Source organism: Burkholderia vietnamiensis LMG 10929, from assembly GCF_000959445.1.
Taxonomy (GTDB): domain Bacteria; phylum Pseudomonadota; class Gammaproteobacteria; order Burkholderiales; family Burkholderiaceae; genus Burkholderia; species Burkholderia vietnamiensis.
The window spans coordinates 1,912,554-1,937,288 of record NZ_CP009631.1; the positions used below are offsets into that span (position 1 = coordinate 1,912,554).

Below are 24,735 nucleotides of genomic sequence, written 5' to 3' on the forward strand. Positions count from 1 at the left end.
GGAGCGAATGCCGGCGAGCGCCGGCAGGCGGGATTTACGCGCGGTTACAAAGCCGCCGCGTGGGCACCGCGCGGCGCGCGGGCGCACACGCGGCGCGGCCGGTCAGTCTTCGCGGCGCAGATGGGGGAACAGCAGCACGTCGCGGATCGTCGGGCTGTCGGTCAGCAGCATCACGAGACGGTCGATGCCGATCCCGCAACCGCCGGTCGGCGGCATCCCGTGTTCGAGCGCGCGGATGTAGTCGGCGTCGAAGAACATCGCTTCCTCGTCGCCCGCGTCCTTTTGCTCGACCTGCTTCTTGAAGCGTGCAGCCTGATCTTCCGGATCGTTCAGCTCCGAGAAGCCGTTTGCGATCTCGCGGCCCGTCATGAACAGCTCGAAGCGCTCGGTGATGCCCGGCACCGTATCGGACGCGCGCGCGAGCGGCGACACTTCGACCGGGTAGTCGATGATGTAGGTCGGCTCCCACAGTTGCGACTCGGCGGTTTCCTCGAACAGCGCGAGCTGCAGCGCGCCGATGCCGGCGTTCAGGAAGGCCGGCTGCGACACGTCGACGCCGAGGCGCTTCAGTTCGGTGCGCAGGAATGCGTCGTCCGACAGCTGGCCGTCGGTGTACTGCGGCGCGTACTTCTGGATCGCCTGCGTGATCGTCAGACGATGGAACGGCTTCGCGAGATCGAGCTCGCGGCCTTGATACTGGATCGTCGCAGTGCCGAGCGCATCGATCGCCGCCTGGCGGATCAGCTGCTCGGTGAAGTCCATCAGCCAGCGGTAGTCGGTGTACGCGGCGTAGAACTCCATCATCGTGAATTCCGGGTTGTGGCGCGGCGACACACCTTCGTTCCGGAAGTTACGGTTGATCTCGAACACGCGCTCGAAGCCGCCGACGATCAGCCGCTTCAGATACAGCTCCGGCGCGATGCGCAGGAACATCTGCATGTCGAGTGCGTTGTGATGCGTGATGAACGGCTTGGCCGCCGCGCCGCCCGGGATCGGGTGCAGCATCGGCGTTTCGACTTCCATGAAGTCGGCGTTCTCCATGAAGCGGCGGATCGACGAGATCGTCTTGGTGCGCGCGCGGAACGTGTCGCGCGTCTCCGGCGTGACGATCAGGTCGACGTAGCGCTGGCGATAGCGCATTTCCTGGTCGGCGAGGCCGTGGAACTTGTCCGGCAGCGGGCGCAGCGCCTTCGCCAGCAAACGCAGCTCCTTGCACTGCACCGACAGCTCGCCCTTGTTGGTGCGGAACAGCACGCCGCGCGCGGCGACGATGTCGCCGAGGTCCCACTTCTTGAACGCGTCGTAGGTTTCCGCGCCGACGTCGTTCGGCGTCACGAAGAACTGGATCTGGCCCGAACCGTCCTGCACCGTCGCGAAGCTCGCCTTGCCCATCACGCGCTTGAGCATCATGCGGCCGGCGACCGACACCTCGACCGGGTTCGCTTCGAGCGCAGCCTTGTCCGAGTCGGCGTAGGTCGACTGGAGCTCGGCGGCGTGATGCGTCGGCCGGAAATCGTTCGGATACGCGACGCCTTGCTCGCGCAACGCGCGCAGCTTGTCGCGGCGCTCGGCAATGATCTGGTTTTCGTCCGCCGCGACGGCGGGCTGCGTTTGGGTCGGTTCGGTCATGATGGTCGGAATTCGGAATGGGTGCGGCAACGCAAACGGGAAGGGCGGCGCGACCGAGGGGCCGCGCCGCGGCGCTTACACGCCCTGTTTGAGGCTCGCGCTGATGAAGTCGTCGAGATCGCCGTCGAGCACGGCTTTCGTGTTGCTCATTTCGACGTTCGTGCGGAGATCCTTCACGCGGCTCTGGTCGAGCACGTACGAACGGATCTGGTGGCCCCAGCCCACGTCGGTCTTGCTCGATTCGAGCTTGTCCTGCTCGGCCTGGCGCTTGCGCATCTCGGCTTCGTACAGGCGCGACTTCAGCATGGCCATCGCTTCGGCGCGGTTGCGGTGCTGCGAACGGTCGTTCTGGCACTGCACGACGATGCCGGTCGGCATGTGCGTGATCCGCACCGCGGAGTCGGTCTTGTTGATGTGCTGGCCGCCCGCGCCCGAGGCGCGGTAGGTGTCGATGCGCAGGTCGGCCGGGTTCACCTCGACTTCGATCGAGTCGTCGATTTCGGGATACACGAACACCGACGAGAACGACGTGTGGCGGCCGCCCGACGAGTCGAACGGCGACTTGCGCACGAGCCGGTGAATGCCGGTTTCGGTGCGCAGGAAGCCGTACGCGTATTCGCCCGACACCTTGATCGTCGCGTTCTTGATGCCGGCGACGTCGCCGTCGGATTCTTCGAGCACTTCGGCCTTGAAGCCCTTGCGCTCGCAGTAGCGCAGGTACTGGCGCAGCAGCATCGACGCCCAGTCGCACGCCTCGGTGCCGCCGGCGCCGGCCTGGATGTCGATGAAGCAGTTGTTCGGGTCGGCCGGATTCGAGAACATCCGGCGGAATTCGATGTCGCCGACGCGCGCGGCGAGCTTGTTCGCGTCGTCTTCGGACGCGAGCAGCGTGTCTTCGTCGCCTTCTTCGCGGGCGAGCTCGAACAGGTCGAGCGCGTCGCGCAGGTCGCTATCGAGCGCGGTCAGCGTCGTGACGACGCCTTCGAGCAGCTTCTTCTCGCGGCCGAGCGCCTGGGCGTTCTTCGAATCGTTCCAGACGTTCGGGTCTTCCAGTTCCTTGTTGACTTCGGTCAGACGCGCAGCCTTGGCGTCGTAGTCAAAGATACCCCCGAAGCTCGCCCGCGCGGTTGCGCAGGTCGAGCAGGGAGCTTTCGATCGCGTTGAGACGTTCCGCTTCCATGATCGTTCGCTGTTCTTGCTTCGTAAAAAAGCGGAATTATAGCCGATCGGCGGGGTGTCCCGGTGACGCGGAGTGTGCTTGCATGCGTGCGGCGGCCCGTTGCCGCGCGCCGCACGCGCGGCCGGCGGGATGGCGCGCGGCCGCCGTTCAGCCGGCCGCGTGCTCGACGACGAGCTGCACGCGCGTCACGCCGTTCCACGTGTCGGCGACCAGCCGGTACGCGATCAGCGCGCTCGCCGGCAGCGGCTCGGTGTGGTTGAACCAGATCGCGTTGAAGCGCTGCCGGCCGCGCGCCAGCTGCAGCTTCAGGTGCTTTTCCTTCACGAGCGATTGCGACACGACGTCGAACTCGCCGGAGAAAAGCGGGGCCGGAAAGCCCTGGCCCCAGACGGCCTCGTCGAGCAGCCCGACGAACTGCGGCGTGAAATAGGCGTCCTCGAGCTCGCCGTCGGTCTCGATCACGCGCGCCAGCGCGTCGTCGGACAGCCACTCGCGTGCGACGGCCTCGAACGCGGCCGCGAAGCGCGACACGTTGGCGGTGTCGAGCGTGAGGCCCGCGGCCATCGCATGACCGCCGAACGCGACGATCAGGTCGGGCTCGCGCTTCGAGACGAGGTCGAGCGCGTCGCGCAGATGGAAACCGGCAATCGACCGTCCCGAGCCCTTCACGCGCGTGCCGCTTTCGTCCGCATGCGCGAACGTGAACGACGGGCGGTGGAATTTCTCCTTGAGCCGCCCGGCGACGATGCCGATCACGCCCTGGTGCCATGCGGGGTTGAACAGCGTGATGGTGCACGCGTCGGCGGGATCGACGTCGGCGAGATCGGCGAGCGCCTGCTGCTGCATGCCGGCCTCGATTTCGCGGCGCTCGCGGTTCATCGCGTCGAGCTGCTGCGCGAGCTCCCATGCGCGGCCGATGTCGTCGGTGATCAGGCATTCGATCCCGAGCGACATGTCGGAGAGCCGTCCCGCCGCGTTCAGGCGCGGCCCGACGCCGAAGCCGAGATCGAAGCCCGACGCGGTGCGCGCGTCGCGGCCCGCGGCGCGGAACAGCGCGGCGATGCCCGGCTGCATGCGGCCGTTGCGGATCCGGTGCAGCCCCTGCGCGACCAGCACGCGGTTGTTGCCGTCGAGCCGCACCACGTCGGCGACGGTGCCGAGCGCGACCAGATCGAGCAGCCCGTCCAGGCGCGGCTCGGCGTCCTTGCTCGCGAACGCGCCGCGCCGGCGCAGCTCCGCGCGCAGCGCGAGCAGCACGTAGAACATCACGCCGACGCCGGCGATGTGCTTGCTCGGGAACGCACAGCCCGGCTGGTTCGGGTTGACGATCGCGCGCGCGGCGGGCAGCGCGTCGCCGGGCAGATGGTGGTCGGTCACGAGCACGTCGATGCCGCGCGCGTTCGCGGCTTCGACGCCGGCGACGCTCGCGATCCCGTTGTCGACGGTGATCAGCAGGTCCGGCTTGCGCGCCGCCGCCAGCTCGACGATCTCCGGCGTGAGCCCGTAGCCGTATTCGAAGCGGTTCGGCACGAGGTAGTCGATCTGCGCGCCGAACATGCGCAGGCCGCGCACCGCGACCGCGCAGGCGGTCGCGCCGTCGCAGTCGTAGTCGGCGACGACCAGCAGGCGTCGCCGCTCGGCGATCGCGTCGGCGAGCAGCGCGGCGGCGTCGGCGCAGCCTTTGAGGTCGGTGGGCGGGACGAGGCGTGCGAGCGCGGTCTCGATGTCGGTCGGCGACTGCACGCCGCGCGACGCGTACAGGCGCGCGAGTACGGGGTGCAGGCCGTGGCGCGCGAGCGCGGCGGCGTCGGCGGGGGCGACGGGGCGGGTAACGATGCGGGTCATACGGATGCGGTCATTCGAACAGGGACGCCAGCGCGCGGCGGCGCCAGAACTTGCGCAGGTCGCCGCGCGTCGCGTGCAGCGTGACGGAGCTCGTGTCGCCGCACAGCGTGAATTCGACGCCGGCCAGCTCGCCGTTCTGCAGCGCGGCGAGCGACGGTGCGAACCAGTCGCGCTCGAGCACGGCGAGCGCGTCGTGCCAGCGTGCCCAGTCCTGTTCGATGTACGGCGCGGACAGCGACGGCAGCTCGACGAGCGTCGCACCGGCCGCGGCGGGCAGCGCGCCGAAGGCGCTCGGCACGGCGCCGGTCTCGGCCTGCGCGGCGCGCGCAAGGCCAAGTGCCGCGGGCGATGCCGACAGCACGCGCCCGAACGGCTTGCCGACCGGCTTGAGCGTGCCCTGCGCATGGAACCAGATCGAATTGACGGCCGGCAAGCCGCGCGCTTCGCGCGCTTCGTTGACGGGATGCTGGAACCACGCCATCTGGACTTCGTTCTGCAGCTTCATCCACATCCGCGACCGCTCGCCGGTGTGCGCCTCGTGCGGCAGCCAGATCTCGATGTTGCGGCCGCTCGCGCGCAGCGGCGCGGCGCCGGCAAGGCGTGCGAGCTGCTCGCTCGACAGATACCAGCGCGCCGGCTGCGGCGCTTCGAGCCGCACGCCGAGTTCCTCGATCAGCGGCCGCGCGACCGCGAGCAGGGCGGCCGCGTCGCCTTCGTCGAGCGCGAGGCTCGCCGGATCGACGAGCACCAGGTGATCGTGCGCGATTTCGACGTGCACGGGTTCGACGCACGCCCACGCGAGCGCGCCTGGGTCGCCGCCGTCGGCCAGCAGCATGTACGGGGCGAGCGGCGCCTCGTCGGCCGCGTTGCCGTGGGTCGCGCCGAAGCGGCGGGCGAGCCAGCGCTCGTGCGGCAGCGTGCGCTGGAAGTCCTCGCCGGCCACGCGCTCGACGACGCTCGCGCGGGCGAGCAACTTTTCGAGCGCGGGACTGTCCAGCGTGTGCAGGGACGAGGCCGCATCGGCCGCCGACGGCAGCGCGAACGGAACGAGAAAATGGAGGCGTCGGTCGTGCATGATGGTGCGCATTGTATGGCAAACTGCGCGCGTGATCGGGCCGGCTCAGGGTTCGAACCGAGGTTCGGGCCGGCGCGATCGGGCCCGATCGCGCGGCGGCTGCCGCCGCGGTCGCGCTTGCGGCGGCCGGCTGGCCGTCGCCGCAGCGCACCGCGCCGGATCGTTGCCCGTCCCCGCCGTCACCCGCAGAACCCGCCGTAACCAGCAGAAAGGATTCGCTTGAAACTTCCGTACGAATGGCAGATCGGCTGGCGCTATACGCGCGCCGGCAAACGCACGACCGGCAACGGCTTCATTTCCTTCATCGCGCTCGTATCGATGCTCGGGATCGCGCTTGGCGTCGCGGCGCTGATCGTCGTGCTGTCCGTGATGAACGGCTTCCAGAAGGAGGTGCGCGACCGCATGCTGTCGGTGCTCGCGCACGTCGAGGTGTTTTCGCCGACCGGCTCGATGCCGGACTGGCAACTCACGGCGCAGGAGGCGCGGCGCAATCCGTCGGTGATCGGCGCGGCGCCGTACGTCGACGCGCAGGCGCTGCTCACGCGCCAGGACGCGGTGAGCGGCGTGATGCTACGCGGCGTCGAGCCGTCGCTCGAGCCGCAGGTGTCCGACATCGGCAAGGACATGAAGGCCGGCCGCCTCGACGCGCTGGTGCCCGGCCAGTTCGGCATCGTGCTCGGCGATGCGCTCGCCGGCAATCTCGGCGTGACGGTCGGTGACAAGGTCACGCTGGTCGCGCCGGAGGGCACGATCACGCCGGCCGGGATGATGCCGCGGCTCAAGCAGTTCACGGTCGTCGGCGTGTTCGAATCGGGCCATTACGAATACGACAGCACGCTCGCGATGATCGACATCCGCGACGCCGAGGCGCTGTTCCGGATGAGCGCGCCGACCGGCGTGCGGCTGCGGCTCAGCGACATGCAGAAGGCGCCGCAGGTGGCGATCGAGCTGTCGCACACGTTGTCCGGCAGCCTCTACATCCGCGACTGGACGCAGCAGAACAAGACCTGGTTCTCGGCCGTGCAGATCGAGAAGCGGATGATGTTCATCATCCTCACGCTGATCATCGCGGTGGCCGCGTTCAACCTCGTGTCGTCGCTCGTGATGACGGTGACCAACAAGCAGGCCGACATCGCGATCCTGCGCACGCTCGGCGCGCAGCCAGGCTCGATCATGAAGATCTTTGTCGTGCAGGGCGTGACGATCGGCTTCGTCGGCACCGCGTCGGGCGTCGCGCTCGGCTGCCTGATCGCATGGAGCATTCCGTGGCTGATCCCGATGATCGAGCATCTGTTCGGCGTGCAGTTCCTGCCGCCGTCGGTGTACTTCATCAGCGAGCTGCCGTCCGAACTCGTCGCCGGCGACGTGATCAAGATCGGGCTGATCGCGTTCGTGCTGTCGGCCGTCGCGACGCTGTACCCGAGCTGGCGCGGCGCGAAGGTGAAGCCGGCGGAGGCGCTGCGCTATGAATGACCGCGCGACCGCATTCGCGGATTCACGACAACCCATCAGACAGGATTCGGCTGGTATGCAGGAATACGTGCTTCAGGCGCGCGGGATCACGAAGGCGTTCGTGCAGGGCGGCTTCAACGTGCAGGTGCTCAACAACACCGAGCTGACGGTGCGGCGCGGCGAGAAGCTCGCGGTCGTCGGCGCGTCGGGCTCCGGCAAGAGCACGCTGCTGCACGTGCTGGGCGGCCTCGACGAGCCGAGCGCCGGCGAAGTGTCGCTGCTCGGCAAGCCGTTTACGCAGCTCGCCGAGCGCGAGCGCAACGACCTGCGCAATCGCGCGCTCGGGTTCGTCTACCAGTTCCACCATCTGCTGCCGGAGTTCACGGCGCTGGACAACGTCGCGATGCCGCTGCGCATTCGCCGGATGACCACCGAGGACGCGCGCGCGCAGGCACAGGCGATGCTCGAGCGCGTCGGGCTCGGCCCGCGTGCGAAGCATCGGCCGGGCGAGCTGTCCGGCGGCGAGCGGCAGCGTGTCGCGATCGCGCGCGCGCTGGTGACGAAGCCGGCCTGCGTACTCGCCGACGAACCGACCGGCAACCTCGACGGCGCGACGGCCGACACGGTGTTCAACCTGATGCTCGAATTGTCCGAGACGCTCGAAACCAGCTTCGTGATCGTCACGCACGATCCGGAGCTCGCCGCGCGTTGCGACCGCATCATGCGCTTGCGCGACGGCGTGCTGCACGAGGAGCCGGCGCAGCCGGCGTGAGCGCACGCTCGCGCCGCATGCGCGGCCGGGCGACGCGTCGCGACGGAGGAGGGAAGCTAGCCATGTGGATCGATACGCATTGCCATCTCGATGCCGGCGAATTCGATGCCGATCGCGACGCCGTCGCGCAGGCGGCGTGCGCGGCCGGCGTGTCGCGCATCGTGATCCCGAGCGTCGGGCGCGACAATTTCACGACCGTGCGCGAGCTTGCGCAGCGCACGCCGGGCGCCGTCTATGCGCTCGGCATCCACCCGCTGTTCACGCCGCACGCGCGCGACGCGGATCTCGACCGGCTGCGCATGGAGATCGAGGCGAGCGTCGACGATCCGCGCTTCGTCGCGATCGGCGAGATCGGCCTCGACTACTTCGTGCCGGAGCTCGACGAAGAACGGCAGCAATTCTTCTATCAGGGGCAGCTCAGGCTCGCGCGCGAATTCGATCTGCCGGTGCTGTGCCACGTGCGCAAGTCGCAGGATCGCGTGCTGGCCGGGCTGCGCCGTTTCGGCGTGCGGCGCGGCATCGCGCATGCATTCAACGGCAGCTTCCAGCAGGCCGATGCGTATCTCGCCCAGGGGCTGCATCTCGGTTTCGGCGGCAACGTGACGTTCGGGCGCGCGTTGCAGATCCGCCGGCTCGCGGCGCAGCTGCCGCTCGATGCGATCGTCGTCGAGACCGACGCGCCCGACATCGCGCCCGAATGGGCGTACAAGTCGCGCAATACGCCCGACCAGGTGCCGCGCATCGGCGCCGTGCTCGCCGAACTGCGCGGCCTCGACCCCCACGCGCTGTCCCTATCCACAACGGCCAACGCGCTCGCCGCGCTGCCGCGCCTCGCACTTTCGTCCGCATAATCGTCGTCACGTGGTGCGCGCGCCGATGACGGCGGCGCCGGATGGACGAAGGAGGCGCGATGCGCGTGTGGTGGATCGCGTTCGCGCTCGGCGTCGTCGTGCTGCAGCGGCAGGCGGCGTTGCCGGGGGCGGGCGGCTGGGCCGGCGCGGCGATCATGGTGGCCGTATGCGGGGCGGCGTACGTCGGGTCGGCGCGGTGCGCTCGGAGCCGCCCGCTCGTCGCGCTCCGTTGGGTGCTTTGTGCGTGCATCGCGTCTGCAGTCGGCTTCGGCTATGCGGCCGCCCGCGCCGAATGGCGGCTGCGCGATGGGCTGCCCGTCGAGTGGGAAGGGCGGGACATCGTCGTCACGGGCGTGATCCGCGGCTTGCCGGCCATCGACGAAACCGGTGCGCGGCTGCTGCTCGCGGTCGAGTCGAACGATGCGGCGCTGGCCCGCTTCGCGCCGCTGATCCGCTTGTCGTGGCGCAGCTACGGTGAGCCCGCAGCGCGCGGCACGCTGCCCGCGTTGCACGGCGGGCAGCGCTGGCGGCTCGTCGCGCGCATGAAGCGGCCGCATGCGGAGGCCAATCCCGGCGTGCGCGACAGCGAGGCCGCGTGGCTTGCCGCCGGCATTCGCGCGATCGGCTACGTCGTCGCGCCCGAGCGCGCAATCTTGCTCGACGAGCGAGCATCGGGATGGCTTGCGTCGATTGACCGGATGCGCGACACGCTGCGCATGCGCATCGGCGATGCGCTCGGCGACGACGCGCGCCATCGCGGCATCATTACCGCGCTCGCGGTCGGCGATCAAGCCGCGATCGGCGACGACGACTGGCGCGTGCTGCGCAATACCGGCACGAGTCATCTGGTCGCGATCTCGGGGCTGCACGTCGGCTTCGTCGGCGCGCTCGCGGGCGGGATCGCGTCGCTCGTGTGGCGGCGTCTGCGCTGGCGCCGGCGCGCCGTTACGCTGGCGGTGCCGGCGCCTTACGCGGCGTCGCTGGCATCGCTCGCGGCCGCCGGCGGCTATGCGGCGCTGGCCGGCTTCAACGTGCCCGCGCAGCGCGCCTGGTGGATGATCGCAACCGCAGCGGTAGCCTATCTCGCCGGGCGCAGCGCGCCGACATCCGCGGTGTTGTGCGCGGCCCTCGGCGGCGTGCTGCTGGTCGATCCATGGGCCGTGCTGTCGGCTGGCTTCTGGCTGTCGTTCGGAGCGGTCGCCGCGATCCTGCTGACCGTCGCGGGCTGGCGAGCGACGCCGGAAATCGAACGCGCTGGCGACGGCGCTGGCGACGGCAGCAGCGACGCGACGCAGCAGCGTGTTGCGCAGGATCGCCGGCGCGTGCTTCACGCATGGTGCAAGCGTGCAGCGCAGCGGCTCGCGGACGCGACCCGCGTGCAGTACGCGGTGACGATCGGCCTCGCGCCGTTGACCGCCGCGTGGTTCGCGCAGATGTCGGTATCGGGGCCGTTCAGCAACGCATTCGCGATTCCGTGGGTGAGCTCCGTCGTGACGCCGCTCGTGCTGGCCGGCGTCGCGCTGCCGGCGCCGCTCGACGCGTACGCGTTCCGGCTCGCGCATGCGGCGCTCGGACCGATGATGACGCTGCTCCGCCATCTCGCCGACTGGCCGGCCGGCGTGTTCTGGCTGCGCATACCCGACTGGCCGGTGCTCGCGCTCGCGTGCATGGGCGCAGCGTGGGCGCTGATGCCGCGCGGCTGGCCACTGCGCTGGGCCGCGCCGATCACATGGCTGCCGCTCGTCGCGCCGGCCCCCGATGCGCCGCCGCCCGGCGGCTTCCGACTGACCGTGCTCGACGTCGGGCAGGGCGAGTCGGTGCTGGTCGAGACCGCCCGGCGAACGCTGTTGTTCGATGCGGGGCCCGGGCCCGAGTCGACCCATGCCGGCACGCGGATCGTCGTGCCGGCATTGCGCGCACGCGGCATCCGCGTCGTCGATACGCTCGTCCTCAGTCATGGGGACGCCGATCATGCGGGCGGCGCGGCGGCCGTCTATGCCGGCACGGAGGTTCGCCAACTGCTCGCCGGCATCGTGCCGCAACACCGGCTGTGGCGCGATGCGCAGGCGGCCGGCGTCACCGATCGCGTGCCCTGCGCGGCCGGCCAGCGGTGGACCTGGGACGGCGTCGTGTTCACGATGTTGTGGCCGTCCAGCATCGCATCGGGCCGGTCGAACGAGCAGTCATGCGTGCTGCGCATCGACGCGGCCGGCACGTCGGCGCTCTTGACCGGCGACCTCGACGCACGCGCCGAACGCCGGCTCGTCGCCGGCTCGCGCGACGCGCTCGCCGCGCAAATCCTCGTCGTTCCGCACCACGGCAGCCGCACATCGTCGGTCGAGCCTTTCCTCGATTCGGTCGAGCCGCGCGTCGCGGTATTTCCTGTAGGCTATCGCAATCGCTTCGGGCATCCGCACCGCTCGGTCCTTGCCCGCTACGAGGCGCGCGCAATCCCGCTGCCGCGCACCGATCGCGACGGCGCCGTGCGGTTCGACGTCGCGCCGTCGAACGGGGGTTTCACGTTCGAACGGTATCGCGAGGCGCGGCGACGTTACTGGATGGATCGGTGAGCGCCGCACCGAAGCGTCGAGCAAAAACAGGCCGCATCGGGTGCGCCAGCGCCGACGGCGCGGCACGGGGCGCGATAACGGTGCGACGCGCGGCGCGTGCCGACACAGGAGACATCGGCATTTGAAGGACATCCTCCACTTCTCGCATGCGAACGGCTTTCCGGCATCGACGTACCGGACCATCTTCGCCGAGCTGGCAGACGATTACGAGCTGCGTTACATCGAGCGCATCGGTCATGACCGCCGCTATCCGGTGACGCGCGACTGGCCGCATCTGGTCGATCAGTTGCTCGACGACATCGGCCGCCGCTACGAGCGCCCGGTGTGGCTCGTCGGCCATTCGCTCGGCGGCTACCTGTCGCTGATGGCCGCGCTGAAGAAACCGCACTGGGTGCGCGGCGTCGTGATGATCGATTCGCCGATCATCGCGGGATGGCGCGCCGGTGCGCTGCGCGCGAGCCAGTGGGCCGGGCTCGACGAGCGGCTGTCGCCGGCGGCCGCGACGCGCAAGCGGCGCACGCACTGGGCGAGCCGCGACGAAGCGTGGCGGCACTTTCGCGAGAAGCCCGCGTTCGCGCGCTGGGACGAGCGCATGCTGTCCGACTACATCGACTACGGCATTCCGCAGGCCGGCGCCGACGGCGCGCGCACGCTCGCGTTCGACCGCCAGGTCGAATACCTGATCTACCGCACGCTGCCGCACACGCTCGGTCCGCGGCTCGCGCACGGCGCGCCGGTGCCGGTCGGCTTTCTCGCCGGCACGCGCTCGCGCGAAGTGCGCCAGGTCGGCCTCGATGCGACGCACCGGGCCGCGCACGGGCGCATCGAGTGGCTCGAGGGCAGCCATCTGTTCCCGATGGAGCGGCCGATCGAGACGGCCCGCGCATTGCAGCGGATGCTGAATTCGCTGAAAGCGGCGGAGGGCGACGGGCCGCGCGATCGCGCGGCGCTCGTGCAGCGGGGCTGACGCGGCGTCCGCCGCGCCGCGCAGCGCAAGGCGCCGCCGCACCGGCCGGCCGGTCGTTTCGCCCGGCCGCGCACGGCTGGCGCGGCACTGCGCGAAAGGGCGCGATCATCACGTCAATTGCTGAGAGAAGGGCGGGCTTTACGGTATAATCCGTTTTTCCCGCGAGCATTCAGCGATGACCAAATATGTTTTCGTCACCGGCGGCGTAGTTTCTTCCCTCGGCAAGGGTATTGCCGCCGCCTCCCTCGCCGCGATCCTCGAATCGCGCGGTCTGAAAGTCACCCTCCTCAAACTCGATCCCTACATCAACGTCGACCCCGGCACGATGAGCCCGTTTCAGCACGGCGAAGTGTTCGTGACGGAAGACGGTGCGGAGACGGACCTCGACCTCGGCCACTATGAGCGCTTCATCAGCACGAAGATGCGCAAGGCCAACAACTTCACGACCGGCCAGATCTACGAATCGGTGATCCGCAAGGAGCGCCGTGGCGATTATCTCGGCAAGACCGTGCAGGTGATCCCGCACATCACGAACGAAATCCAGGCATTCATCGAGCGCGGCGCGGCATCGGCCACCTGCGGCGAGCCGGACGTCGCGATCGTCGAGATCGGCGGCACGGTCGGCGACATCGAATCGCTGCCGTTCCTCGAGGCCGCGCGCCAGATGAGCCTGCGCCTCGGCCGCAACAGCGCATGTTTCGTGCACCTGACGCTCGTGCCGTACGTCGCGACCGCCGGCGAGCTGAAGACGAAGCCGACCCAGCACAGCGTGCAGAAGCTGCGCGAGATCGGCATCCTGCCGCACGTGCTGCTGTGCCGTGCGGACCGCCGCATTCCCGACGACGAGTCGAAGAAGATCTCGATGTTCTCGAACGTGCCGGAAGACGCGGTGATTTCGGTGTGGGATGCCGACAGCATCTACAAGATTCCGCAGATGCTGCACGACCAGGGCCTCGACCGGATCATCTGCGACGAACTGAAGCTGTCGCCGAAGGAAGCCGACCTCAGCATGTGGTCGGAGCTCGTCGAGAAGCTCGAGCACCCGAAGCACGAAGTGACGATCGGCATGGTCGGCAAGTACGTCGATCTGACGGAGTCGTACAAGTCGCTGATCGAGGCGCTGCGCCACGCGTCGCTGCACACGTCGACGAAGGTCAACATCGAGTACATCGACTCCGAAGAGATCGAGTCGAACGGTGTCGACAGCCTGAAGCATCTCGACGCCGTGCTGGTGCCGGGCGGCTTCGGCCGTCGCGGCACGGAAGGCAAGATCGCGGCGATCCGCTATGCGCGCGAGGCGAAAGTGCCGTATCTCGGCATCTGCCTCGGCATGCAGCTCGCGGTGATCGAGTTCGCACGCGACGTCGTCGGCCTGAAGCAGGCGAACAGCACGGAGTTCGATCCGGACACGCCGGAACGCGTGGTCGCGCTGATCACCGAGTGGTACGACCGCGAAGGCAAGGTCGAGACGCGCACCGAGTCGTCCGATCTCGGCGGCACGATGCGGCTCGGCTCGCAACGCTGCCCGATCAAGCCCGGCACGATGGCCGAAGAGATCTACGGCAAGGACGTGAACGAGCGCCATCGCCACCGTTATGAAGTCAATAACCGCTTCGTGCCCCAGCTCGAAGCCGGCGGCCTTATCATCAGCGCCCGTACCCCGAGCGAGGATCTGCCGGAGATGATGGAACTGCCGCGTTCGATGCACCCGTGGTTCGTCGGCGTCCAGTTCCACCCGGAATTCACGTCGACGCCGCGTGACGGTCATCCGCTGTTCAAGTCGTTCGTCGAAGCGGCGCTCGCCAACAAGCAAGCGCGCGGAGCAGAAGCATGAAGCTGTGCGATTTCGAGGTCGGCCTCGACCAGCCCTTCTTCCTGATCGCGGGTACCTGCGTCGTCGAATCGGAGCAGATGACGATCGACACCGCGGGCCGCCTGAAGGAAATCTGCGCGAAGCTGAACGTTCCGTTCATCTACAAGTCGTCCTACGACAAGGCGAACCGCAGCTCGGGCAAGTCGTTTCGCGGCCTCGGAATGGACGAGGGGCTGCGCATCCTCGGCGAGGTGAAGCGCCAGCTCGGCCTGCCGGTGCTGACCGACGTGCATTCGATCGACGAGATCGAGCAGGTCGCGTCGGTCGTCGACGTGCTGCAGACGCCCGCGTTCCTGTGCCGCCAGACCGACTTCATCCACGCGTGCGCGCGCTCGGGCAAGCCGGTCAACATCAAGAAAGGCCAGTTCCTCGCGCCGCACGACATGAAGAACGTGATCGACAAGGCGCGCGACGCCGCACGCGAAGCCGGTCTGTCGGAAGACCGCTTCATGGCGTGCGAGCGCGGCGTCTCGTTCGGCTACAACAACCTCGTGTCCGACATGCGCTCGCTCGCGATCATGCGCGAAACGAATGCGCCGGTCGTGTTCGACGCGACGCACTCGGTGCAGCTGCCGGGCGGGCAGGGCACGAGCTCGGGCGGTCAGCGCGAATTCGTGCCGGTGCTCGCGCGCGCCGCGGTCGCGACGGGTGTCGCCGGCCTGTTCATGGAAACGCATCCGAATCCGGCCGAAGCGAAGTCCGACGGCCCGAACGCGGTGCCGCTGCACCGGATGGGCGCGCTGCTCGAGACGCTCGTCACGCTCGACCAGGCGGTGAAGCGCAATCCGCTGCTGGAAAACGATTTCAACTAAGACCGAATGAACCTTGTGGCGGCTTCGCGCGTCTGTAGCGACAGCAGGTTCGGCACGCGTGCCGTCGCAGCTTGAAGAATCCATCGTCATTCTCAGAGGAAACCCATGAGTGCAATCGTAGATATCATCGGCCGCGAGATTCTGGATTCGCGCGGCAACCCCACCGTCGAATGCGACGTGCTGCTCGAATCGGGCACGATGGGCCGCGCGGCGGTGCCGTCGGGCGCGTCCACCGGCTCGCGCGAAGCGATCGAACTGCGTGACGGCGAAGCCGGCCGCTACAACGGCAAGGGCGTGCTGAAGGCAGTCGAGCACATCAACACCGAAATCTCCGAAGCCATCATGGGCCTCGACGCGTCGGAACAGGCGTTCCTCGACAAGACGCTGCTCGAGCTGGACGGCACCGACAACAAGTCGCGCCTCGGCGCGAACGCGATGCTGGCCGTGTCGATGGCCGTCGCGAAGGCAGCGGCCGAAGAAGCCGGCCTGCCGCTGTACCGCTACTTCGGCGGCTCGGGCGCGATGCAGCTGCCGGTGCCGATGATGAACATCGTGAACGGCGGCGCGCACGCGAACAACAGCCTGGACATCCAGGAATTCATGATCGTGCCGGTCAGCCAGCCGACGTTCCGCGAAGCGCTGCGTTGCGGCGCGGAAGTGTTCCACGCGCTGAAGAAGATCCTGAGCGACCGCGGCATGAGCACGGCAGTCGGCGACGAAGGCGGCTTCGCGCCGAACTTCGGCAGCAACGACGAGTGCCTGTCGACGATCCTGCAGGCGATCGAAAAGGCCGGCTACCGTGCGGGCGAAGACGTGCTGCTCGCGCTCGACTGCGCCGCATCGGAGTTCTACCACGACGGCAAGTACCAGCTCGCGGGCGAAGGCCTGCAACTGTCGTCGGCCGAATTTACCGACTACCTCGCGACGCTGGCCGACAAGTTCCCGATCGTGTCGATCGAGGACGGCATGCACGAAGGCGACTGGGACGGCTGGAAGCTGCTGACCGAACGCCTCGGCAAGAAGGTCCAGCTGGTCGGCGACGACCTGTTCGTCACGAACACGCGCATCCTGAAGGAAGGCATCGAGAAGGGCATCGCGAACTCGATCCTCATCAAGATCAACCAGATCGGTACGCTGACCGAAACGTTCGCGGCGATCGAAATGGCGAAGCGCGCGGGCTATACGGCCGTGATTTCGCACCGCTCGGGCGAAACGGAAGACTCGACGATCGCGGACATCGCGGTCGGCCTGAACGCCGGTCAGATCAAGACGGGTTCGCTGTCGCGCAGCGATCGCATCTCGAAGTACAACCAGCTGCTGCGTATCGAGGAAGACCTCGGCGACATCGCCAGCTACCCGGGCAAATCGGCTTTCTATAACCTGCGCTAACGCGCTACTATCGGGTTCGTCATCTCGACGCCGCTCTGTGCACATGCGCTGAGCGGCGCTTCTTATATCTGCGTCTCTTACATGCGGCTTGTCACTGTCGTCCTGATTGCCTTGCTGGCGCTCATTCAGTACCCCCTATGGTGGGGACACGGCGGCTGGCTGCGGGTGCACGAACTGCGCCAGCAGCTCGGCGACCAGCTGCAGAAGAACGCGGACGAGAAGCTGCGCAACGAGCGGATCGCCGGTGAGGTGCAGGATCTGCAGAGCGGCACCGCGGCCATCGAGGAGCGTGCGCGCTACGAGATGGGGATGGTGAAGGACGGCGAGGTGTTCGTGCAGTTCGTGTCGCCGAACGCGCCGGCCTTGCCGCTCAACAACACGCCGTCGAGCACGTCGACGCGCGGCGCGGTGTCCTCGGCGCCGGTGCGCGTCGTACCGAATCCGCAGTCGATCGCGCGGCCGTCACGACATCACGGTGGCGAGAAGAAGGGCGCTCATCACTGAGCGCTGCGGGCAGCCGAATCATTGAAAAAGCGCGGGAAATACCGCGCTTTTTTATTTCCCGACGGTTTTCAATCGAAGCCGCCGCCGCGCTCGGGTGTCACCACCACCAGCCCGGATAGCCGTAGGTCACGCCGGTGCCCCACCGGTTTCCCCAGCCGCCGCTCGAATAGCCGCCGTAGAAGTTCACCGGCGGCGGCGTGTAATTCGCCCACGCACGCGCCGCGGCTTCGGCCGCCATCGCTTCGTGCTGTTCGCGCATCGCCTGCCGATCGATCTCGTCGTAGCGCTTGCGCTCGGCGCTCGACAAGGTCGGCGGCTGGCCGCCGGCTGCGCCCGGCTCGGGCAGACGGCTCAGGATCGTCGACGAAGGCGGCTGCACCGCGCAGCCGGCGAGTGCCAGCGTGCCGGCTGCGATGCCGGTCAGAAGGAGCGTGCGGAAGGTTTGATGCATGGGTTTCTCCAGCGGCGCGCCGGACGCGGGCAAGGCCCGCGGCAAGCGGCTTGTGACTGAGGCCGGGCCGGTGATGCGTCGGCGCCGGCCCCGTGTTGCGAGTGCCTCCATTATGCGCCCGCGCCGACGTCGCACTCGCGAGTCGGGACGCGAGGCTGCAGGCTCAGTGGCGCTGTTCGGTCGCGGGCGTGATGCCCGTCCCGAGTTCCGGCGCGGCGAACAGCTGCGCGACGTCGACCGGATCGAATTCGTAGCGCTGGTTGCAGAACTCGCAGTGGATTTCGACGTGGCCGCGCTCGACGATCACGCTGTCGACTTCGTCGCGGCCCAGCATGCGCAGCATCGCACCGACCTTTTCGCGCGAACACGTGCACTGGAAGCGCGTGCCGGCCGGCTCGAAGTGCTGCACGTTCTCCTGCCAGAAGAGGCGCCGGAACACGACCTCCGGCTCGACTTCGAGCAGCTCCTTCGCCGACATCGTGCCGCCGAGCGTACAGACGCGCTCCCACGTGTCGGCGTCGGTCTCGGCATTGCGCGGCACGATGCCGCCGTCGCCCGGCAGCTTCTGCAGCAGCATGCCGACCGCGCGGTCGCGATCGGCCGCGAGCCACAGGCGCGTGTCGAGCTGCTCCGAATGGTGCATGTAGTGCTCGAGCACCTGCGACACCGATTCGAGCGGGCCGTCGACGCCGTTCAGCGGCACGATGCCCTGGTACGGCTGCTGGCCCGGCAGCTTGTCGGCCGGGTCGAGCGTGATCACGCAACGGCCGTGGCCGCTCGCGTTGACGAGCGACGCGAACGCCAGGTCGTCGCCGATCGTACTGGCTTCGCCGGCGAACTTGGCCGTGGCGCGCATCGACAGGTCCGAGCTGCACTGGACGACCAGCATCTGGACCGGCCCGTCGCCGAAGATCTGCATGATCAGGGTGCCGTGAAATTTCAGGTTCGCGGACAGCAGCGCACACGCGGCCATCATCTCGCCGAGCACCGTGCGCACCGGGGCGGGGTAGTCACGGCGGGTCAGCACCTCCTGCCAGGTGTTGCGCAGCGACACGATCTCGCCGCGCACGGGTGCCGAATTGAACATGAATTTCTGTAACTGGTCGCTCACTCTGGTTCCTTGAAATCCGCGCGGATCAGCCGATCCGCACGAGTTGCTCCTTGAAATGCGCACGGCGCTCGACGTACGTCTTCGCATTGGCGCGCAACCGCGCGATGTCGTCTGCCGACAGCTCGCGCACGACTTTCGCCGGTGCGCCGAGAATCAGCGAGTTGTCCGGGAACGTCTTGCCTTCCGTCACGACCGAGCCGGCACCGACCAGACAGTTGCGGCCGATCACCGCACCATTCAAGACCACCGCCTGAATCCCGATCAGCGAACCTTCGCCGACCGTGCAGCCGTGCAGCATCGCCTGATGCCCGATCGTCACGTTCTCGGCGATCGTCAGCGGAAAACCGGGGTCCGTATGCAGGACCGCACCTTCCTGGACATTGCTGCCGGCGCCGACGGTGATCGTCTCGTTGTCGCCGCGAATCGTCGCGCCGAACCACACGCTCGCGTTCTGCTCGAGCACGACCTTGCCGATGATGGCCGCCGTATCGGCGACGAACACGCTTTCGTGGATCGTCGGGGCCGTATCGCCCAGTTTGTAGATCGTCACGGAGTCTCCTGGTCTCTTCGATGATGGGCGCCGGTAGAATGACGCGTCTGGCGTGCCGGGCGCGACGCGATGGATGCGGCGCGGCACAAACCTCTATTGTAAACCGTCGCGTGCCGCCGCTCTCGCGCCGTGCACGGACGATCCCCGTTCGATGAGCATCGAGTCTTCCCAATCCGCCACGGCGCCGGTCTGCGTGCGCCGCGCCGCGCTCGACGCGCTGCGCGTATGCGAGCCGGTCGCGAAAGCCGCGCAAGTCGGCGAGCTGCAGCGGGCCTGGCTTGCCGGCCTGGCCGCGATCGCGCCGGCGTTCCGCTTCGACGAACCGGCCGGGCTGCCGGGCCGGCCGGCGCGCCCGCCGCTGGTCGAGCCGCGTCAGCTCGAGCGGCGCAGCATGCGTTCGCCGGCGGGGCGCGCGGTGCTGCTGCACGCGCTCGCCCACATCGAGTTCAATGCGATCAACCTCGCGCTCGACGCCGTATGGCGCTTCGCCGCGATGCCGCAGGCGTTCTACGCGGACTGGCTGAAGGTCGCCGCGGAAGAGGCCCATCATTTCACGCTGCTGTGCGGGCGGCTCGCCGAGTTCGGTCACGCATACGGCGATTTTCCTGCACACAACGGCCTGTGGGAAATGTGCGAGCGGACCCGCGACGACGTGCTCGCGCGGATGGCGCTGGTGCCGCGCACGCTCGAGGCGCGCGGGCTCGACGCGTCGCCGCCGATCCGCGCGCGGCTCGTGCAGGCAGGCGACGATGCGTCCGCCGCGATCCTCGACGTGATCCTGCGCGACGAAATCGGCCACGTCGCTATCGGCAATCGCTGGTTTCGGCACCTGTGCGACGAAGCCGGCCGCGATCCGGTCAGCGCGTACCGCGAACTCGCCGTGCAGTACCACGCGCCGCGGCTGCGCGGCCCGTTCAATTTCGAGGCGCGCCGCACGGCGGGCTTCGAGCAGGCGGAACTCGACGAACTGGCCGCACACGACGCAGGAGGCGGCAGCGCAGCGGGTTAGCCGGCCGCGCGGTCGATGCGTGCTGCGAACGCTGCGAAAAATCGCCGTGATGTCCGTGAGGCCAGCACGCGTCGTCACGACACGCGGCGCGTTCCGTCCCGCGCGGCGGTGCCCGGCGCGGTCGATGCGCCGGGTGCGCCTCTCAGCCCATGCGGCCGCACCGCTAGAGCGCCGCCTCGACGGCGCCCCGGACAGCGGCACGCCGGAAAATTGGCGCCCTCGCTATAATCGAACGATCATTCTTTTTTGGCGGTTGCAATGGGTATGTCGAGTTCTGTTTCCGATTTCATCACGGTGCGCGGCGTCAAGCTGCATGTGCGGCGCTGGGGCCGGCCCGATGCGCCGACGCTGTTCATGCTGCACGGCTGGATGGACGTCGCGGCGTCGTTCCAGTTCGTCGTCGAGGCGCTGGCGGGCGACTGGCAGGTGATCGCGCCCGATGCGCGCGGCTTCGGCCTGTCCGACTGGCCGGTCGCACGGCAGGGCGGCGGCCATTACTGGTACCACGACTACCTGGGCGACCTCGATGCGCTCGTCGATCACTACGCGCCGACCGGCGAAGTGAATCTGGTCGGGCACAGCATGGGCGCGAACGTCGTCTGCATGTATGCGGGCGTGCGGCCCGAGCGCGTCCGGCGCGTGGTCGACCTCGAAGGCTTCGGGCTCGCGCCGGCGCGCGCCGAACAGGCGCCGCGCCGCCTGCGCAACTGGCTCGACGAGCTGCGCGAGCCGCCGGTCCTGCGTCCTTACGCGTCGCTCGACGACGTGGCGGCCCGGCTGATCAAGACGAATCCGCGCCTCGATCCGCGTCGCGCCGCGTTTCTTGCCGCGCACTGGTCGAAGCGCGGCGACGATGGCCAGTACCACCTGCTGGCCGATCCCGCCCACAAGATGGTCGGCCCGCAGCTGTACCGGCTCGACGAGGTAATGGCGATCTGGAAGCAGGTGCGCGCGAAGGTGCTGCACGTCGAGGCCGTCAATTCGCCGACGCTCGCGTATCTCGCCGGCGACATTCCGCTGCCGGAGTTCAAGGCGCGCTTCGCCGCGTTCGCCGACTGGCGCGAGAAGCTCGTGGAAGATGCCGGCCACATGGTCCATCACGACCAGCCGGCGCAGATCGCGGCGCTGATCGAGGCGTTCTGCGCGTGAGCCGGCGGCGTCGGCGGCAGGGCAGGCGGCCAGCGGAATTGCCGCATTGCAGTAGAATGAAGTTTCACCTGCCATACCGACAATGAACGCTGATCTCCACTGCCATTCGAATGTTTCCGACGGGTTGCTGTCGCCTGCCGACGTCGCGCGCCGCGCCCATGCGGGCGGCGTGACCCTGTGGGCGCTGACCGACCACGACGAGCTCGGCGGTCAGGCGGCGGCGCGTTGCGAAGCGGAAGCGCTGGGCATGCGTTACCTGAGCGGCGTCGAGATTTCGGTCACGTGGGCGTCGCGCACGGTGCACATCGTCGGGCTGAACATCGATCCGTCGAACCAGGCGCTCATCGACGGCCTCTATCAAACCCGCCACGGCCGCGCGGCGCGCGCGCGGGCGATCGGCGCGCAGCTCGAGACGCTCGGCATCCCGGGCGCCTACGAAGGCGCGCTGAAGTACGTATCGAACCCCGATCTGATCTCGCGCACCCATTTCGCGCGCTTCCTGGTCGAGAACGGCCACGCCGAATCGCTGACGGACGTGTTCGACCGCCTGCTCGGCGACGGCAAGCCGGGCTTCGTCGCGCATCGCTGGGCCACGCTGTCCGACGCGGTCGCGTGGATTCGCGCGGCCGGCGGCGAGGCCGTGATCGCGCATCCGGGGCGCTACCGCTACACGCCGGTCGAGTTCGACGCCTTCTTCGCGGAATTCATCGATCTCGGCGGCCGCGCGATCGAAGTCATTACGGGCAGCCACACGCCCGATCAATATCGCGAATACGCGGACGTCGCGCGCCGCTTCGGCTTCGAGGCGTCGAGCGGGTCGGATTTCCACGCACCGGGCGAAGGTCGCGTCGAGCTCGGCAGCCTGCCGCCGTTGCCGTCCGACCTGAAACCGGTCTGGGAGCGCTGGCTCTGACGCGGCGCGGCCGCGCGCCGCGCGCCGTTCGCGCGGCCGCCCGGGCGCGCTCCGACTCCTTCCTCTTTACGTGCCTCCATGTCCCAGTTCTTCAGGATTCATCCCGATAATCCGCAGCCGCGCCTCGTCAAGCAGGCCGCCGACATCGTCAGCAAGGGCGGCGTGATCGCGATGCCGACCGATTCGAGCTACGCGCTCGCGTGCCACCTCGACGACAAGGACGCGGTCGAGCGCGTGCGCCGGATTCGCGGCCTCGACGAGAAGCAGCATCTGTCGCTGCTCGTGCGCGACCTGTCGGAGCTGGCCAATTTCGCGATGGTCGACAACCGCCAGTACCGGCTGATCAAGTCGGTGACGCCGGGCCCTTACGTGTTCATCCTGCAGGCGACGAAGGAGGTGCCGCGCCGGCTGTCGCACCCGTCGCGCAAGACGATCGGGCTGCGCGTGCCGGATCACGCGATCACGCTCGCGCTGCTCGAATCGCTCGGCCAGCCGCTGCTCGGCACGACGCTGATCCTGCCGCCCGACGACGAGCCGCTCAACGATCCGGAGGACATCCGCGCGCGGCTCGAGAAGCAGGTCGATCTGGTGATCGACGGCGGCGCGTGCCCGCGCGAACCGTCGACCGTGATCGACCTGACGGGCGACGCGCCGCAGCTCGTGCGCGCCGGGCGCGGCGCGCTCGAACCGTTCGGGTTGTCGGCCGCGTAAGCGCCATTCATTTTTGCGCGAGCGCGCTTGTTACAATAACGCGATATGGATGCTTCCCTGATACAGACCATCGCCGTCTACGCGCTGCCCGTGATCTTCGCGATCACGCTGCACGAGGCCGCGCACGGCTATGCCGCGCGGCTGCTCGGCGACAACACCGCGTACGTGATGGGGCGCGTGTCGTTCAATCCGATGCGGCACATCGATCCGCTCGGCACGATCGCGATCCCGCTCGCGATGTACGTGCTGACCGGCGGCGCGTTCCTGTTCGGCTATGCGAAGCCGGTGCCGGTATCGTTCGGCAATCTGCGCAATCCGCGCTGGGGCAGCCTGTGGGTGTCGCTCGCGGGGCCGGCCTGCAATTTCGTGCAGGCGCTGCTGTGGGGCATGCTGACCGTCGTGCTGGCCGCCGCCGGCATCGACGAGCCGTTCTTCACGCGGATGACCTATGCGGGCGTCAGCGCGAACCTGGTGCTCGGCGTGCTGAACCTCTTTCCGCTGCCGCCGCTCGACGGCGGCCGCATCCTGGCGGCGCTGCTGCCGCCGAAGCAGTCGATCGCGCTGTCGCGCATCGAGCCGTACGGTTTCATCATCGTGCTGCTGCTGGTCATGACCGGCGTGCTGACGAACTTCTGGCTGCGTCCGCTCGTGAATGCCGCAGCCGGCGTGCTGAGCGCCATCCTGTCCCCCTTCGCCTCGCTTTTCTAACGACAACCATGTTCCCAGATCGTATTTTCTCCGGCATGCGACCCACCGGGTCGCTGCACCTCGGCCACTACCACGGCGTGCTGAAAAACTGGGTGAAGCTGCAGTCCGAGTACCCGTGCTTTTTCTGCGTGGTCGACTGGCATGCGCTGACGACGCACTACGAAACGCCCGAGGTCATCGAGAAGAACGTGTGGGACGTGCTGATCGACTGGCTCGCGTCCGGCATCGATCCGACCCAGGCGACGCTGTTCATCCAGAGCAAGGTCCCCGAGCATGCCGAGCTCGCGCTGCTGCTCGGCATGAGCACGCCGCTCGGCTGGCTCGAACGCGTGCCGACCTACAAGGAGCAGATGGAGAAGCTGAAGGACAAGGATCTGTCGACCTACGGCTTCCTCGGTTACCCGGTGCTGATGGCGGCCGACATCCTGCTGTATCGCGGCTCGCTGGTGCCGGTCGGCGAAGACCAGGTGCCGCACGTCGAGATGACGCGCGAGATCGCACGCCGCTTCAACTACCTGTACGGCCGCGAGCCGGGCTTCGAGGAGAAGGCGCTCGAGGCGGCGAAGAAGCTGGGCGGCAAGCGTGCGAAGCTCTATCACGAGCTGCGCAACGCATACCAGCAGGAAGGCGACGACGAGGCGCTCGAGCAGGCGCGCGCGATGTTGCAGGAATCGCAGAGCCTGTCGATGAGCGACCGCGAGCGGCTGTTCGGCTATCTCGAAGGCGCGCGCAAGATCATTCTCGTCGAGCCGCAGGCGCTGCTGACCGAAGCGTCGCGGATGCCGGGCCTCGACGGCCAGAAGATGTCGAAGTCGTACGGCAACACGATCGGCCTGCGCGAGGATGCGGAGACCATCACCAAGAAGGTCCGCACGATGCCGACCGATCCGGCGCGCGTGCGCCGCACCGATCCGGGCGATCCCGACAAGTGCCCGGTGTGGCAACTGCATCAGGTCTATACCGACGCCACCACGCACGAGTGGGTGCAGAACGGCTGCCGTTCGGCCGGCATCGGCTGTCTCGACTGCAAGCAGCCGGTCGTCGAAGGCATCCTGCGCGAACAGCAGCCGATGCTCGAGCGTGCGCAGAAGTACATGGACGATCCGTCGCTGCTGCGCGCAATCGTCGCGGACGGTTGCGACAAGGCGCGCAAGCACGCGGTCGAGACGATGCGCGACGTGCGCGAGGCAATGGGCCTGTCGTACACCTGAGTC

The 24,735-nt window shown here is 68.2% G+C and carries 22 protein-coding genes; 15 read left to right on the plus strand and 7 right to left on the minus strand.

What is annotated here, in order from left to right; genetic code table 11:
* Positions 1-102 precede the first annotated feature (102 nt).
* From lysS to AK36_RS18735, 4 genes are all read right to left on the minus strand, one after another.
* Positions 103-1,629: a lysine--tRNA ligase gene (gene lysS, locus AK36_RS18710; protein ID WP_011885407.1), complete on the minus strand. Its 1,527-nt coding sequence runs from the start codon at positions 1,627-1,629 to the stop codon at positions 103-105.
* A 75-nt stretch (positions 1,630-1,704) separates the two neighbouring features.
* A protein-coding gene (prfB, locus tag AK36_RS18715; RefSeq protein ID WP_106919330.1) for a peptide chain release factor 2 occupies positions 1,705-2,809 on the minus strand; the annotation gives its coding sequence in 2 pieces (ribosomal slippage) (positions 1,705-2,727 and positions 2,729-2,809; 1,104 coding nt in all).
* A gap of 147 nt (positions 2,810-2,956) precedes the next feature.
* Positions 2,957-4,654, minus strand: a complete 1,698-nt coding sequence (gene recJ / locus AK36_RS18730) for a single-stranded-DNA-specific exonuclease RecJ (protein ID WP_045578955.1) — start codon at positions 4,652-4,654, stop codon at positions 2,957-2,959.
* A 10-nt stretch (positions 4,655-4,664) separates the two neighbouring features.
* Complete coding sequence (locus tag AK36_RS18735) at positions 4,665-5,741, minus strand: hypothetical protein (RefSeq protein WP_045578956.1); 1,077 nt, start codon at positions 5,739-5,741, stop codon at positions 4,665-4,667.
* 207 nt (positions 5,742-5,948) lie between these two features.
* Between AK36_RS18735 and AK36_RS18740 the strand changes: the two genes are divergently transcribed.
* From AK36_RS18740 to ftsB, 9 genes are all read left to right on the plus strand, one after another.
* Positions 5,949-7,202 (plus strand): lipoprotein-releasing ABC transporter permease subunit, encoded by a 1,254-nt coding sequence (locus AK36_RS18740; protein ID WP_011885403.1) that lies wholly within the window; start codon positions 5,949-5,951, stop codon positions 7,200-7,202.
* Positions 7,195-7,953 carry a lipoprotein-releasing ABC transporter ATP-binding protein LolD gene (gene lolD, locus AK36_RS18745; RefSeq protein WP_011885402.1) on the plus strand — a complete coding sequence of 253 codons (759 nt, stop codon included), beginning with the start codon at positions 7,195-7,197 and terminating at the stop codon, positions 7,951-7,953. Before AK36_RS18740 ends, lolD begins: the two co-directional genes overlap by 8 nt.
* A 62-nt stretch (positions 7,954-8,015) precedes the next feature.
* Positions 8,016-8,804 carry a TatD family hydrolase gene (locus tag AK36_RS18750; protein WP_045578957.1) on the plus strand — a complete coding sequence of 263 codons (789 nt, stop codon included), beginning with the start codon at positions 8,016-8,018 and terminating at the stop codon, positions 8,802-8,804.
* Between the two features lie 59 nt (positions 8,805-8,863).
* Positions 8,864-11,374 carry a DNA internalization-related competence protein ComEC/Rec2 gene (locus tag AK36_RS18755; protein WP_045579443.1) on the plus strand — a complete coding sequence of 837 codons (2,511 nt, stop codon included), beginning with the start codon at positions 8,864-8,866 and terminating at the stop codon, positions 11,372-11,374.
* Positions 11,375-11,495: 121 nt separating this feature from the next.
* Positions 11,496-12,341 (plus strand): alpha/beta fold hydrolase, encoded by an 846-nt coding sequence (locus tag AK36_RS18760; protein ID WP_011885399.1) that lies wholly within the window; start codon positions 11,496-11,498, stop codon positions 12,339-12,341.
* A 175-nt stretch (positions 12,342-12,516) separates the two neighbouring features.
* Positions 12,517-14,175: a CTP synthase gene (locus tag AK36_RS18765; protein WP_011885398.1), complete on the plus strand. Its 1,659-nt coding sequence runs from the start codon at positions 12,517-12,519 to the stop codon at positions 14,173-14,175.
* Positions 14,172-15,026 carry a 3-deoxy-8-phosphooctulonate synthase gene (gene kdsA, locus AK36_RS18770; RefSeq protein ID WP_011885397.1) on the plus strand — a complete coding sequence of 285 codons (855 nt, stop codon included), beginning with the start codon at positions 14,172-14,174 and terminating at the stop codon, positions 15,024-15,026. Before AK36_RS18765 ends, kdsA begins: the two co-directional genes overlap by 4 nt.
* Before the next feature lie 105 nt (positions 15,027-15,131).
* Positions 15,132-16,415, plus strand: coding sequence for a phosphopyruvate hydratase (gene eno, locus AK36_RS18775; RefSeq protein ID WP_011885396.1), 1,284 nt, complete (start codon positions 15,132-15,134; stop codon positions 16,413-16,415).
* An 81-nt stretch (positions 16,416-16,496) separates the two neighbouring features.
* A complete protein-coding gene (gene ftsB, locus AK36_RS18780; protein ID WP_011885395.1) occupies positions 16,497-16,919 on the plus strand; it encodes a cell division protein FtsB in 423 nt (140 codons plus the stop codon).
* Between the two features lie 97 nt (positions 16,920-17,016).
* Here ftsB and AK36_RS18785 read toward each other — a convergent pair whose 3' ends face one another.
* From AK36_RS18785 to AK36_RS18795, 3 genes are all read right to left on the minus strand, one after another.
* Positions 17,017-17,370: a hypothetical protein gene (locus AK36_RS18785; RefSeq protein WP_011885394.1), complete on the minus strand. Its 354-nt coding sequence runs from the start codon at positions 17,368-17,370 to the stop codon at positions 17,017-17,019.
* A gap of 163 nt (positions 17,371-17,533) precedes the next feature.
* Positions 17,534-18,481 (minus strand): Hsp33 family molecular chaperone HslO, encoded by a 948-nt coding sequence (gene hslO, locus AK36_RS18790; protein WP_014723272.1) that lies wholly within the window; start codon positions 18,479-18,481, stop codon positions 17,534-17,536.
* Between the two features lie 25 nt (positions 18,482-18,506).
* The gene (locus AK36_RS18795; RefSeq protein WP_045578958.1) at positions 18,507-19,031 is read right to left on the minus strand and encodes a gamma carbonic anhydrase family protein; all 525 of its coding nucleotides are present in this window, start codon (positions 19,029-19,031) and stop codon (positions 18,507-18,509) included.
* Positions 19,032-19,182: 151 nt separating this feature from the next.
* Between AK36_RS18795 and AK36_RS18800 the strand changes: the two genes are divergently transcribed.
* The 6 genes from AK36_RS18800 (at position 19,183) to AK36_RS18825 (ending at position 24,732) form a co-directional block, all read left to right on the plus strand.
* Entirely contained in the window at positions 19,183-20,040 is an 858-nt protein-coding gene (locus AK36_RS18800; protein WP_045578959.1) for a ferritin-like domain-containing protein, read from the plus strand.
* Between the two features lie 258 nt (positions 20,041-20,298).
* Positions 20,299-21,189, plus strand: a complete 891-nt coding sequence (locus tag AK36_RS18805; RefSeq protein WP_011885390.1) for an alpha/beta fold hydrolase — start codon at positions 20,299-20,301, stop codon at positions 21,187-21,189.
* Positions 21,190-21,271: 82 nt separating this feature from the next.
* On the plus strand, positions 21,272-22,102 hold the full coding sequence (locus tag AK36_RS18810) for a 3',5'-nucleoside bisphosphate phosphatase (RefSeq protein ID WP_034192434.1): 831 nt from the start codon (positions 21,272-21,274) through the stop codon (positions 22,100-22,102).
* Positions 22,103-22,180: 78 nt separating this feature from the next.
* Entirely contained in the window at positions 22,181-22,813 is a 633-nt protein-coding gene (locus AK36_RS18815) for an L-threonylcarbamoyladenylate synthase (protein ID WP_011885388.1), read from the plus strand.
* Between the two features lie 45 nt (positions 22,814-22,858).
* Positions 22,859-23,521, plus strand: coding sequence for a site-2 protease family protein (locus AK36_RS18820; RefSeq protein ID WP_011885387.1), 663 nt, complete (start codon positions 22,859-22,861; stop codon positions 23,519-23,521).
* A gap of 8 nt (positions 23,522-23,529) precedes the next feature.
* Positions 23,530-24,732: a tryptophan--tRNA ligase gene (locus tag AK36_RS18825; RefSeq protein ID WP_011885386.1), complete on the plus strand. Its 1,203-nt coding sequence runs from the start codon at positions 23,530-23,532 to the stop codon at positions 24,730-24,732.
* Positions 24,733-24,735: the final 3 nt, after the last annotated feature.